The sequence below is a fragment of the Egbenema bharatensis FJBBOT/2019 genome (assembly GCF_048077055.1).
GTDB classification, from domain to species: Bacteria; Cyanobacteriota; Cyanobacteriia; order Elainellales; family Elainellaceae; genus Egbenema; species Egbenema bharatensis.
The window spans coordinates 315,143-327,248 of the sequence record NZ_CP182236.1; the positions used below are offsets into that span (position 1 = coordinate 315,143).

The 12,106-nt window shown below is 50.5% G+C and carries 11 protein-coding genes and 1 pseudogene; 3 read left to right on the forward strand and 9 right to left on the reverse strand.

Features of this window, described 5'->3' with window-relative positions; genetic code table 11:
- Positions 1-407: 407 nt before the first annotated feature.
- Entirely contained in the window at positions 408-653 is a 246-nt protein-coding gene (locus ACM1PF_RS01405; RefSeq protein ID WP_416671768.1) for a DUF7219 family protein, read from the forward strand.
- Between the two features lie 328 nt (positions 654-981).
- Positions 982-2,403: an AAA-like domain-containing protein gene (locus ACM1PF_RS01410; protein ID WP_416671771.1), complete on the forward strand. Its 1,422-nt coding sequence runs from the start codon at positions 982-984 to the stop codon at positions 2,401-2,403.
- 123 nt (positions 2,404-2,526) lie between these two features.
- On the opposite strand, the gene ACM1PF_RS01415 is transcribed toward ACM1PF_RS01410, so the two are convergent.
- The 6 genes and pseudogenes from ACM1PF_RS01415 to ACM1PF_RS01440 all read right to left on the reverse strand — a co-directional run bounded on the left by ACM1PF_RS01415 (position 2,527) and on the right by ACM1PF_RS01440 (position 8,119).
- Positions 2,527-3,219: a lecithin retinol acyltransferase family protein gene (locus ACM1PF_RS01415; protein ID WP_416671773.1), complete on the reverse strand. Its 693-nt coding sequence runs from the start codon at positions 3,217-3,219 to the stop codon at positions 2,527-2,529.
- A 54-nt stretch (positions 3,220-3,273) separates the two neighbouring features.
- Complete coding sequence (locus ACM1PF_RS01420) at positions 3,274-4,071, reverse strand: helix-turn-helix domain-containing protein (protein ID WP_416671774.1); 798 nt, start codon at positions 4,069-4,071, stop codon at positions 3,274-3,276.
- An 88-nt stretch (positions 4,072-4,159) separates the two neighbouring features.
- Complete coding sequence (locus tag ACM1PF_RS01425; protein WP_416671776.1) at positions 4,160-5,026, reverse strand: pseudouridine synthase; 867 nt, start codon at positions 5,024-5,026, stop codon at positions 4,160-4,162.
- A 190-nt stretch (positions 5,027-5,216) separates the two neighbouring features.
- The gene (locus tag ACM1PF_RS01430; protein ID WP_416671779.1) at positions 5,217-6,614 is read right to left on the reverse strand and encodes a sensor histidine kinase; all 1,398 of its coding nucleotides are present in this window, start codon (positions 6,612-6,614) and stop codon (positions 5,217-5,219) included.
- A 151-nt stretch (positions 6,615-6,765) separates the two neighbouring features.
- A pseudogene (locus ACM1PF_RS01435) lies at positions 6,766-7,532 on the reverse strand (response regulator transcription factor).
- A 239-nt stretch (positions 7,533-7,771) separates the two neighbouring features.
- Complete coding sequence (locus ACM1PF_RS01440; RefSeq protein WP_416671781.1) at positions 7,772-8,119, reverse strand: hypothetical protein; 348 nt, start codon at positions 8,117-8,119, stop codon at positions 7,772-7,774.
- 77 nt (positions 8,120-8,196) lie between these two features.
- Between ACM1PF_RS01440 and aat the strand changes: the two genes are divergently transcribed.
- On the forward strand, positions 8,197-8,784 hold the full coding sequence (gene aat / locus ACM1PF_RS01445; protein ID WP_416671782.1) for a leucyl/phenylalanyl-tRNA--protein transferase: 588 nt from the start codon (positions 8,197-8,199) through the stop codon (positions 8,782-8,784).
- A 65-nt stretch (positions 8,785-8,849) separates the two neighbouring features.
- Here the strand turns inward: aat and ACM1PF_RS01450 are convergent, their stop codons facing one another.
- The 3 genes from ACM1PF_RS01450 to urtE form a co-directional block, all read right to left on the reverse strand.
- On the reverse strand, positions 8,850-9,113 hold the full coding sequence (locus ACM1PF_RS01450) for an FmdB family zinc ribbon protein (protein ID WP_416671784.1): 264 nt from the start codon (positions 9,111-9,113) through the stop codon (positions 8,850-8,852).
- Positions 9,114-9,474: 361 nt separating this feature from the next.
- A complete protein-coding gene (gene fmdA / locus ACM1PF_RS01455) occupies positions 9,475-10,674 on the reverse strand; it encodes a formamidase (protein ID WP_416671787.1) in 1,200 nt (399 codons plus the stop codon).
- Positions 10,675-11,224: 550 nt separating this feature from the next.
- Entirely contained in the window at positions 11,225-11,929 is a 705-nt protein-coding gene (urtE, locus tag ACM1PF_RS01460; RefSeq protein WP_416676532.1) for an urea ABC transporter ATP-binding subunit UrtE, read from the reverse strand.
- Positions 11,930-12,106: the final 177 nt, after the last annotated feature.

Consider the following 12,106-nt stretch of genomic DNA (forward strand, 5'->3'; position numbering starts at 1 on the left):
AAGTTCGTTTTGCGCAGGCTCCATCATTGTAGCGGTCACTGTTTTCAACGTGTGCAGCTTCTATGTTTCGGTTTGTAGCAGAACGTTCAGTAGAGTTGCGGAAATTTGGAGCACTATCAGGAAATTCTTCCGCAATTGTCTCCTACTTTCCGAAGGAGCTTGTTTCTTACCATCATAAGAAGATGCAGGAGAGTGAATCAGGTATCAACTGCCATTGCCTACAAAGATAGATTTTTAGCGATCGGCCTTGCACAAACCCTGAGTTAAGATTAGGTTAAATAGAGATTAGCTTGAGTTAAGCGGCGGTTAACCCCCCGTTGGGGTTGGAAAACTTCAAAACGCCAAGGAGCGTCTTTGTGGAAACGTCTTAAAGTACATCAGAGTTATTCGACCAGTGGGAGTAAGCGATGGATCGTTCAGAATTTTTATATCCAAGAGGAAGCTATCGCGGCGCAGTTAAGCCAGAAAACTTGGTATTTAACGCAAACTTGCAGGAATTTGCCAACCGAGTTAGTCTCATTTCTGGTTTGCAGAGCAATGGGAAACTCACTCCAGAAGAATCGTTTGACCAAATTAAGTCGCTCTGGAAACAGTTAAAGCGCAGCAAACGAGAGTTGGGGATTGGGCAGAATCCATTCCGTCCCACAGAGTAACCCGTTCCTCCGAAATCAACTTTTATTCTTTACACTCTACAATTCTCACCCTCCAACCTCTCCCACCAATGGTAAACCCTCTACTGGTTCCTTTACTCTGGGGGAGCGGTAGAGGGTGAGTTGCAGTAGTATCATCCGCGTTATTTTTTGTCGTATTTTTTTTCCCATAGCGTGTTTTCCCACAACGTTTTTCTCAGATGAACCGAACATCCCGTTGAGCATAGGAGCAGGATGTATGATTTGGGTAGAGACATAGACTGCTAGCAGCCCATCGTCACAACCGATCGCACGATGCTGGCAAAAAAGTGGGGTTTTAATTCCTTGCCCTATGGATTTTGAGAAAATTCTAGCGACCGTTGAGCGAATTCTGCCCGACCAACAGTTCAGTACGATTGAGAAGTTCATTTTTCGCCAGTCGTGGCTAGGGCAAACCTACAGCGAAATGGCAAAAGATTCTGGCTATGGCAGCGAGTACATCAAGGAAGTAGGGTCGCGGCTATGGCAGGATTTGTCTGAGGCACTGGGAGAGCGAGTTACTAAGAAAAACTTCCAGCTTGTATTGAGCCAATCGAGCCAGGTGCACTGGAATCCAGAAGCTTCGGAGCAAGACTCACCCCATCAGGATCGACCGGATCAAAGCTCATCACCTCCAAACGGATCATTCCCATCGGCCCCGGATTCAGATCGTGTACCTGTCCCCCCGGCCTCGGTTCAAGTGGATACGCCAATCAGCTTTCCCAGCGGCCCGTTGCCCGTCACCTCTCCCCTCTACATCGAACGGCCGCCGATCGAGTCCTTAGCCTATTCTGAGATTGCTCAGTCCGCCTGCGTGATCCGGCTCAAGGCTCCCAAACAAATGGGCAAGAGTTCACTTCTGAATCGTGTCCTGGATTATGCTCAAAATCTGGACTATCTGACGGTTCATTTGGACTTTCAAGAGGCAGAACAGGCCGTTTTCTCATCATTAGATCGATTTCTACGCTGGTTTTGTGCCAATGTCAGTCGGCAACTACAACTAGTTACCAAACTGGAAGACTATTGGGATGAGGAAATGGGCAGCAAAATTAGCTGCAAGATGTACTTCACTTACTACCTGCTTGAACATGTCGATCGCCCGATCGTCATTGCCTTAAATGAGCTAAATCAGGTGTTTGAGCATCCTGAGATCGCTCAAGATTTTTTACCCATGCTGCGCTCCTGGCATGAACTGGCCAAACAAAACCAGACCTGGCAGAAGCTACGGCTCGTACTCGTTCACGCTACTGAGGTTTATGTCCCGCTCAAGCTCAATCAGTCCCCCTTCAATGTGGGTCTATCGATCAAATTGCCCCCTTTCACCCTGGAGCAAGCCCAAACCCTGGCTCTGCGCTACGGGTTAAGCTGGGCAGGCGATCCTTCAGGCGCGGAACAGTTGGCTCCCCTCTATGCCATGACGGGTGGACATCCCTATTTGGTGAATTTAGCGTTTTACCATTTGCGGCACGGGGAAACCTGCATGGAGGATTTGCTCAAGTTTGCGCCTGCCTCCACCGGAATCTATGGGCATCATTTGCGAGGACACCTGGCCACGCTGCAAAGCAATCCGATTTTGTCCCAAACCATGTGGCAGGTGGTGCACTCAGAGGAAGCGGTACAACTGAATGCACTGACGGCCTACAAGTTAGAAAGCATGGGACTGATTCAGTTGGAATCTAATTGGGCTAAACCAGGCTGTGAGCTGTATCGGCTGTACTTCAGGGAGCAACTCTGAGGCTGTGTCCTACTGCGCGTGCAGTCCAGGTGTAGGTGCGCTTGTAGCCTTGCAGCTAGAACGCCGGTACAGCACCTCGATCTGGCAGGTAAGAGGACTGCGCTACGGAAGTCGATCAGTCGATCAAACGAGTTTTTGCCTCAGGCTTGTCGTATTGCGCTTTAAGGTTTCCTGAGTTTCGATCAGTTGAGCCAGTTGATTTTGAATTTTCTCTGCTTCTCGCTTAAACTTTACTTTTCGTTCCAGAGCTGCTCGCGCCAAATCTTCCCGTCCCTGCTTCAGTGCCAGATCAGCCGTGCGATGCCACGTCAATACCTGATCCTGAGCCTGATTGTACTGGGCCTGAAGCTGATTCTGCGTTACCGTCAGGTTGCCCATCGCCTGATTGTAAAGGGCTATGGCCTTCATAGGATCCCCCTCTTCCGCTTCCCGAATCCACTGACGCGAGGCAAATGGATCCAGCCGTCGCACATCCAGCCCGTATTCAGTCAACTGCTTGCTCTCATTACGCCCCACCTTACACCAGGTCGCAAAATGCTCACAGTTATTGTTCATCAGGTCATACCGTCGTTCACCCAGCCGACTCTCTGCCCGTTCAACCACCACATCCGGCATATAGGCCGTAGTGTACTGCTTGACAAAAACAGGACGATTCCATGAGAACACTTCGTGGGAGGTTCGGGCGATCGTCGGTTCATCTCCCCGCTTGGAGTAATGAATCACCGTTCCATCGCCACAGTCAATACCGTGATGTTCGTACACCCCATCCATTCCCATCAAGGGCCGCATTACATAGATTTGATCACCACGTACCATTATTCAAACCTGAATTTTATTTTCCTACTTTCCTACTTCCCTACTCCCCACTCCCTACGGCAATCGAGCAGACTCCTGGCTCAACGTATAGGCTCTTTCCTCAACCGCGCCGGGTGCGCCCATTCGTTCTGCTTGCCCTTGATTATGGGATACCATAACTCCACCCGCATTCCCCGCACGGACGATAATTTGGCTAGTTCCCATCCAGGTTTCTTCCGTTCCTTCCGGCAGTACCCCTTCAAATTCAGTCGAGCCATCAATCACAACGCGCATCCAGGACTGGGCCGTTAAGGTGACATCTACCCGCACCGGACGACTGGGATCATTGGGAGGGCGATTTGCCCCATCTGGGGTGGGAGAAGGGGAAGGGATGGGGGAAGGGGCTTCAGGGGAGGCAAGTTCACTGGTGGTCAGGGGACGAACGCTTGTAACGGTTTCAGGAGACGATCGGCTAACCAAGTGGGACAGCAGGCTCACGGAAGCCATAATCAGGACAACGTAGGCCAGGTAGAGGTGAAGGGGACGCAGTTGGGCCGCTGGAGAATCCTTCCAGGTCGATGTTTGCGCGACCCGCATTTGCTTTTCCGTGGGAAAGGCATCAGCAAATTCGTTGCCGTCCAACTCCAGGGCATCGGCGTATAGCTTAATAAAACCCTGGATATAAACGGGTTCCGGCAGCTTTTCCAGACTACCCTCCTCGATCGCCCGCAAAAGCCGTGCCTGAATCATGGTTTGGGTCGCCACTTCATCCAGCGATAGTCCATACCGTTCCCGGACTTGCCGCAGATACGCACCAATCTCACAGAGCCGCTCAACTTGCTCTTGTCGTAATCGGGAAGCATCCTTAGTCATAATTAGCCTTTGCTGAGTCATACCGTGTAGCCTTATTGACACTCTCTCACCAGATCAGTTCTATCCGAAATCGATCGCCTTTGGGGAGTTACCTGCGGGGAGAAGATGGGGGATAGGATTTGCGCGGACTAGACGACGAAGACAGGTTTTCTGGCAGTTTTTCTTCTGGCAGTTTTTCTGGCAGTGTCTTTGGCAGTGCCTTTGGCAGTCCCTCCGGCTTTGCCTCCGCCTGAGTTTTCAGGAACTCAACTTCAGTTTTCCTCAAGCTGCGATATTGACCACCCGGTAAGCAACCTAGCTGAATCGAGCCAATGGATACTCGATGGAGCTTCAGTACAGGATGCCCAAGCAATTCAGCGACCCGTCGGATCTGCCGATTTTTTCCCTCCCGCAGCACCACTTCCAGCAGGGTTTGATGAGGATTGCTCCGGTCTAAAACCCTGACTTCAGCGGTTCGCGTCTGTTCGCCATCCAAGAACACCCCCTGCCGCCAGCGATCGAGGGTAGCGAGGGTAGGATGCCCCTGCACCCAAACGTGATACGTCTTGGGAACCGAATGACGAGGATGAGTCAGCCGGAAGGTAAGGGAGCCATCGTTAGTCAGCAGTAATGCTCCCGTCGAGTCAGTATCCAAACGCCCGACCGGATGAATGCCGCTCTGATACCGCAGCGCAGGCGATAACAGATCCAGCACCGTTGTCCGACCTTGAGGATCATCACAGGTAGACACAACACCTAAAGGTTTGTGGAGCAGTAAATAAACCAGAGGCGGGCGATCGGCGGGCTGAATTTGCTGCCCATCCACCTCAATCTGATCCACTTCTGGATTGGCTTGATGCCCTAATTGCACCACTGCTCCATTCACCTGTACCCGCCCAGCCAAAATCATCTGCTCAGCCTGACGACGAGAAGCGATTCCCCACTGGGATAGAATTTTTTGTAACCGTTCAGCCATAGGACAGACTGGATAAACAGGTGCAAGATGAATCAGTGCAAGATCGGCAGAAGCCGTAATCAACCAAGGATGTCCTAAAAGAGATTATGTACAAATATTACAATAAGCGGCGACAGAACAGTAGGGCGATTAAAGAGAATTATTTTCCAAAAAAGAATTTTAGACGCATCCATTTCAGGGGTGTAGCGGTCTAAAGATGGAGTGGCAGGCGCACCCGTAGCCAACCCCCTCCCGTTTCAGGATGGTTGCTGGCCCTGACCCTGCCCTGATGGGCTTCAACAATTTGCCGGACGATCGCCAACCCTAATCCGCTACCTCCCTGCGGAATTGGTGAACTGCCAGCTCTAATACTTCCTGGCTCTGAGGCTGTAGGGGAAGCCATGCTGCCCTCCGCCAGATCAGAGATGGAAGCCGAACCGGGAGTCATGGCGCTCCGAGCGCGGGACAGATCCGCCCGATAAAAGCGATCGAATACATAGGGCAGATCTTTTTCAGCAAAGCCCGAACCACAGTCAATTACATCCAGGCAAACCTGCTTTTCTTCAGTGTAACCTTCTTTGGCAGAAGCTTCTGGGACAGAAACTGATTCCACCCAAAGCTGCACCTGAATCATTTGCTGGGGGGGGCTGTACTTAATCGCATTGTCGATTAAATTCACCAGCAGTTGGTGCATTCGCCCTTCGTCGAGTTGAACGAGCAGGCGATCGGGGCCATCATAGTCCAGGTGAATCTGGCGTTTCTGGGCCAGGGGTTCCAGGCTGCTCCAAACGGCATGAATCAGCTCAACTAGATCAACCGTCTTTAAATTCAACCCGTGAGATGCATCGCGCTGGAGTCGGCTTAAGTCCAACAGGTCTTGAACCAGGGTACTAAGGCGAATCGTTTCATTAATCAGGCGATCGACCCAGGTTTTCAGCGATGGATCCAGGCGGTACTGAAGGGTTTCGGCCACCAGACGAATCGAAGTCAGGGGCGTTTTGAGTTCGTGGGCAATATCCGAAGCCCAGCGATCGTACCGTTGGATCAGGGAAACGGCTTCCTGCCGACTTTCCAGAAAAATCCCAACCTGATGGTCGGGCAAGGGCAACCCATAGCCTCGCAGCGCGTAGGACTCTTGCTCTGTCAGTTGGGATGGATCAGCATTGACCGGGTAAAAGATCCAGTCCACCTGACAGGGGGCTTCCGCTTCCCGAGTTTTTTCAATCAAATCATCCAGCTCATAGGAGCGCACCAGTTCCAGCAACAGTCTTGGCTTTTGCGGAGACGTTTCCTGACAAATGCCCAACAGTTGCCTTGCCGGATCGTTACACCAGATCAGGCGGCTTTCATCATCCACTTGCAAATAGCCGATCGGTGCTTTGTGTAACACCTCATCGTAGATTTGAATCGTCTGCCGCAGTTGCTGATGCACCTTTTGCTGCTGCGCAATAGCAAGGGCTAGCTGGCTAGATGGGGGAAAAGACGACTCCAGCACATCCGACTGCAAATTCCGCAACACTCGTCTCAACCGGACTTCAGAACGCGAGTGCTGCCACCATAATCCGGTTAGACCGATCGATAGCCCGAGAAAAAACTCCAGGATTGCCACTAGGTAAGCAGTTGGGGGAAGGGTTCACTGACAGGACTTAGCGACATTTTAAGTCCCGCTTTAAAATGCCGGCTCGATTAGGAACTCACTTCACTTTAGCAATTAACGCTCTATGCCCGACAACTTCTATCCTATTTCGCTCGAATGAAATCTACCCAAATCGATAACCAAATCCTCGTACCGTCAACAGGTATTCAGGACGACTCGGATCAAGCTCTAATTTTTCACGCAACCAGCGAATGTGCACATCCACCGTCTTGCTGTCCCCCATGAAGTCGGGCCCCAGATCCGCTCAATTAGCTGATCCCGTGACCAAACTCGGCGCGGGTGAGACATGAAAAGCTCCAGGATCCGAAACTCCTTCGGTGAAAGGTTAATCTCTTCCCCTCGTACCGTCACTCGACACTCCTGGGGATACAAAATAATGTCATGAAACCGCAACGTTGAATCTGACATTTGCACCTGGGAATGACGATGACGACGCAGCAAAGCCCGACACCGAGCAATCAGTTCCCGCATCCCAAAGGGTTTAGACAAATAATCATCTGCGCCAACTTCTAAGCCAACGACGCGATCGGTTTCAGTTCCCTTCGCGCTCAGCATCAAAATCGGGATGCTATTGCCTTCATGACGTACCAAACGGCATAGATCTAAGCCATTCACATAGGGCAGCATCAAGTCCAGAATGATTAGGTCAAATTGAAGCTTGCCTGACGAGTGAAAGTCTTTGCTTGATCCTTTACCAATCAAATCCAGACCCTGCCGACCATCCTCAGCCACAACCACGTCATATCCTTCTTCGGTCAGGGCAAAGGTGATGGCTTCCCGAATCAGTTCCTCATCCTCAACCAGGAGTACCCGCCCAAGGTTAACATCCTGCTGAAACTTCATCTCCTCTAGCGTGATAGTTGGAGGCATAAAATCCCTTGCGCTTGCACGTTTCAAGCTAATCTTATCAGAATCAAACCGCTTCAACTGTTAACAACCTGAAGATAACCTAATAGTTTTCTGTTAATTAAGATACAGAACTTGAAAAACAGGGATCGGAGATCAAGGTTGTCCGGAGTTCAAATGTCCTCTTCACTTAGGCTTACGCCCACGTTCCGCGATCCCTCCTCCTTCCATTGGGCTGAGGCTGACGGCAGAAGCCCCACTGCTCACTCCTCTTCCTCTCCCTGCCCACAACACCGATTGTCAATTCCCAGACTTTGCAAAATCAGATCGCTGACTGCGTTTGCCACTGCGAATTCGCTGTAGAAGCTCTGGGAAAAGTCAAATGCCTGCATTTCAGTGACGATCGCAATGACGAGAGAACCCAGGTCATTCTCACCTTCCATGCGGTGGCGAACAAAGACCTGAGCGGCTCGTTCTGCAATCTCCTGATTGACGGTTTCTGGAAGAAATTCCTGATCCAACCATTGCTGAAGGGTAGCACGAAGCCATTCGCCCTCTTGCTGGGGATCTTCGACAGGGGAAAGGGTAATTGCTTGAATGGGTTCAGCCATCGGCGATTCTTCCGGTTTACGATATACCAACGGTGTTAAGCTAGCGTCATTCGATCGCGCGACGTTGGTTCCTAACGGTGACTCAGTTTCAGTATGACATTCCCAGCATCATTAAAGGCTACGCCCAGGGGTATTTCTTGATGGCAGATGAGATGGGCGGCAACCTGGGGTGGTATTCCAGTCAAGAAAGGGCTTTAATTCCACTGGACGATCGCTTTCGCTACCCCAAATCTTTGCAGCGGATACTGAACCAAGATCGCTTTACGGTGGCGATCAACCGGGACTTTCAGGCGGTCGTCAATGGCTGTGCGAATCGGGATAAAACCTGGATCTCAACGGATTTGAAAGAGATTTACTGGGAACTGTATTTGACGGGATGGGCCCACAGCTTTGAAACCTGGCAGGGCAATCAACTGGCAGGCGGAATTTTGGGACTGGCGATCGGTGGGGCGTTTATTGGCGAATCGATGTTCTACCAGATTCCAGAAGGCTCTAAGGTGGCGATGGTGAGGCTGGTCGAACATTTGCGATCGAGGGGCTTTCTGTTATTCGATGCCCAAATGACAAACCCTCACCTGGAACGATTCGGTTCCTACATCATCGGCAATCGAGCCTATAAGCGATTGTTGAATCAGGCGGTGGAGCGATCGTGTGTATTTGTGTAAAGGTTGAGTTGGGACGGGCAAGATGCCCATCCCACAAGAGATTTGGTTAATGATTAACTTGAGTTTTAATGACTAATCATCCAGGGTCTACTGCCCTGGGAACTGCTGTGTTTGGGAGTGGAAGGCTGGCGATCGGCTTTTTTGACTAGACGGGGTTCTTTGCTGTAGCGGGACAGGCTACCGGAGTTGAGGCTGATGTTGGGGGCGGAGAAGATGCGTTTGGCGATCGTGTTACAACCAGGGCAGGGCATGGGGTCAGTGGCTTCAGCGAGGGTACGCCAGGCATCAAATTCACCACAGGTGTCGCAGCGAAAGTCGTAGAGTGGCATGGGGTTTTCCTCTGGTTGGGTTTAGAAAGGGGATTGATCTTGAATGAAATGGCTGAGGTTTTGCAGGTGTATGACTGGGCGGGCAGGATGCCCACCCCACAAGAGAAGCTACCGTGTACACAGATCTTGGCTGAGAGGCTCAAACCCTGATAGATCCCCCTAAATCCCCCTTAAAAAGGGGGACTTCTAATCCGGTTCCTTCCTTTTTAAGGAGGGTTAGGGAGGATCAAACCCAGTCGTGGCTAGAGCAGATGACTTGTGTGTACACCGTAGACAAGAGAAGGGGGTTTCCTCAGCGAAGCAGATATACCTGGGATGGTCAGTGCCCAGCCGCCGGAAGTCAGCACCATGCGGCGGAGATTCAGACGGGCAGAATATCTTTGTCGAAGATTTCGGTGGGTAAGGCCAGGGTACAGCAGGCGTTGGGAATATCGACAATGCCGCTGATTCGACCTTCGACGGGGGCACAGCTCAGTAACAAGTAAGCCTGCTCGCCGGTAAACCCAAACTTTTTGAGATATTCGATCGCATTCAAGCAAGCCCGACGATAGGCGACATGGGCATCCAGGTAGTACTGCTCGCCGGAGAACTCATCAACTGAGATCCCTTCAAAGATCAGGTATTCGGAATAGCGGGGTTCAACTGGGCCAGGTTTGAAGATGGGATTGACCATGCCGTATTTCTCAACTCCGCCTTTAACGATGTCTACGTGCAGATCGATATAGCCCGACATTTCGATCGCCCCGCAGAATGAGATCTCGCCATCTCCCTGGGAGAAGTGAATATCGCCCATCGATAGCTTGGCTCCGTCCACATAGACCGGGAAGTAAATCCGGGAACCTCTGGAAAGGTTTTTGATGTCACAGTTGCCCCCATGCTCGCGGGGTGGAACGGTTCGGGCCGCTTCTGCGGCGACGCGATCGAATTCTGCTCCTTTCAAGCTCCCTAACACCGCATTCTGAGGATTCGGCAAGGCAGCATAGGGAGGAATTTCGGGTTTCCAGGGGGGTCCCCAGCCCGTTGGGCCTTTGTCCACCAGTGCTTTCTCCCTGGCGTTCCACTTCGCCAGCAGTTCGTGGGAGGGCGCACAGCCAATCAAACCGGGGTGAGTAATCCCGGCAAACCGCACACCGGGAATATGTCGGGAGCTGGTGTAAATCCCTTGCAGATCCCAGATTGCCTTTGCAGCGTTGGGGTAGTGATCGGTTAAAAAGCCGCCACCATTTTCCCTGGCGAAGATGCCTGTGAAGCCCCATTCATCGCCTTGCAGGGCCCCAATATCCAGCAGATCAACGACTAAAATATCACCGGGTTCTGCACCGTTAACGTATATTGGGCCGCTGAGAACGTGAACGACGGTCAGATCAACATCCTGAACGTCACTCGGATCATCGTTGTCCTTAATTTGTCCATCTGTCCAGTCTTTACATTCAATCCGAAAGATATCTCCCGGATTGACCGATGCAACGGCAGGAATATCGGGATGCCATCGGTTATGACCGACGAGTTCCTGTTCTGACATCGGTTTGGTCAGGTCAACTTTGAAGAGAACCTGGGGCATAGGACACTCCTTTTCGTATTCAAAATACGGAACTTTTGAATATATGAACACTAACACAAATGCTTTGGTTTTTTGTTAGTTAAACCAAAAAATACAATTCATTAAGAAATGATTTATCGTGCGCTTTTACACAGAAAAAGCATCTGTTTTTCCTCAAGATTTTGAAATTTTTCTAATCTAAATACCTTCCTTTTCAAATCTTTCAACCTTTTTTAAACCAGTAAAAACGATCGACAAAAAAACGTGAGTTGAGTCAAGACTCAGGAATTAAATAACCTGGGCAACGTTTTACTTCACTGACTGGGCGGGCAAGACTTCGGCTTGAGCGCTCAGTCGAAACGCTACCCACCCCACAAGAATTTCAGGTTATTGAATTTGCATGCCCAAAGAATGAAGCTCAATTCGACTTTTATTGCGACATCAATTTTGTGAATAAACGGGAGCATCCCATTTTTGTATCAGGGTGGGTTCCAAATCCCATGAAAAAAAGTTGGGTATTGTCATACTCAACCCAACTCAGATAAAAGGATTTAATCGATCGAACGTTTAGCTACACTGCCAGGAAGCGTTGAATCACTTCATTACTTAATTCACTGGTTGCTCCAGATGCCACAATTCCACCCTTTTGCATCGCGTAATAGCGATCGGCTTGCCGGACAAAGTGAAGATGTTGTTCGACTAACAATACTGAAATTCCGGTAGCCGCAATAATTTTACGCACCGCCGCTTCAATATCCAGAATAATAGAAGGCTGAATTCCTTCAGTCGGTTCATCCAACACTAACAGTTTTGGTTTACCCATAATGGCCCGGGCGATCGCCAACTGCTGCTGCTGCCCACCACTTAAATCACCCCCCATCCGAGAGAGCATTTCCTTGAGCACCGGGAATAGCTCAAAAATTTCCTCCGGAATCTCCTGAGTATTGCGGGGGCGTTTGGCCCTGGCCTCATAACCCAGCAGCAGATTTTCCTTCACCGTCAGACGAGGAATGACTTCACGTCCCTGTGGCACATAGCCAACCCCTAACTTGGCGCGGCGATCGGGACTTAACCCTACGATGGATTGACCACCATCAAACAAAATATTGCCACTGCGCGGTGCTAACAATCCCATGATGGTTTTCAGCATTGTCGTTTTACCCACACCATTTCGCCCAATCAGGCAAACCATTTGCCCTTTCGGCACAGACAGATCAACGTTTCGCAGAATATGGCTCTCCCCATAGTAAACATTGAGTCCCGTTACCTGGAGCATGAGCGAACTCGGATCAGCAATGGATTCTGAAAGGACAGCAGAATTGGTTTGAGTCATGGGAAAGAATCAGGGATAGTAGAGAAAACTAATAGAACTTGCCGTCAGTTCGACAACTCTTCAAAGGGAGTCAGAAGCCAGGAAGCAGGAGCAAGAAGTCAGGGATTAAACAGGGTAGGC

Excerpts from the sequence above, each read along its gene's own strand:
- fmdA (WP_416671787.1), bottom strand. The coding sequence starts at position 10,674 with ATGCCCCAGGTTCTCTTCAAAGTTGACCTGACCAAACCGATGTCAGAA.
- ACM1PF_RS01440 (WP_416671781.1), bottom strand. The coding sequence starts at position 8,119 with ATGGCTGAACCCATTCAAGCAATTACCCTTTCCCCTGTCGAAGATCCC.
- ACM1PF_RS01450 (WP_416671784.1), bottom strand. The coding sequence starts at position 9,113 with ATGCCACTCTACGACTTTCGCTGCGACACCTGTGGTGAATTTGATGCC.
- ACM1PF_RS01405 (WP_416671768.1), top strand. The coding sequence starts at position 408 with ATGGATCGTTCAGAATTTTTATATCCAAGAGGAAGCTATCGCGGCGCA.
- ACM1PF_RS01410 (WP_416671771.1), top strand. The coding sequence starts at position 982 with ATGGATTTTGAGAAAATTCTAGCGACCGTTGAGCGAATTCTGCCCGAC.
- urtE (WP_416676532.1), bottom strand. The coding sequence starts at position 11,929 with ATGCTCCAGGTAACGGGACTCAATGTTTACTATGGGGAGAGCCATATT.
- ACM1PF_RS01415 (WP_416671773.1), bottom strand. The coding sequence starts at position 3,219 with ATGGTACGTGGTGATCAAATCTATGTAATGCGGCCCTTGATGGGAATG.
- ACM1PF_RS01425 (WP_416671776.1), bottom strand. The coding sequence starts at position 5,026 with ATGGCTGAACGGTTACAAAAAATTCTATCCCAGTGGGGAATCGCTTCT.
- ACM1PF_RS01420 (WP_416671774.1), bottom strand. The coding sequence starts at position 4,071 with ATGACTAAGGATGCTTCCCGATTACGACAAGAGCAAGTTGAGCGGCTC.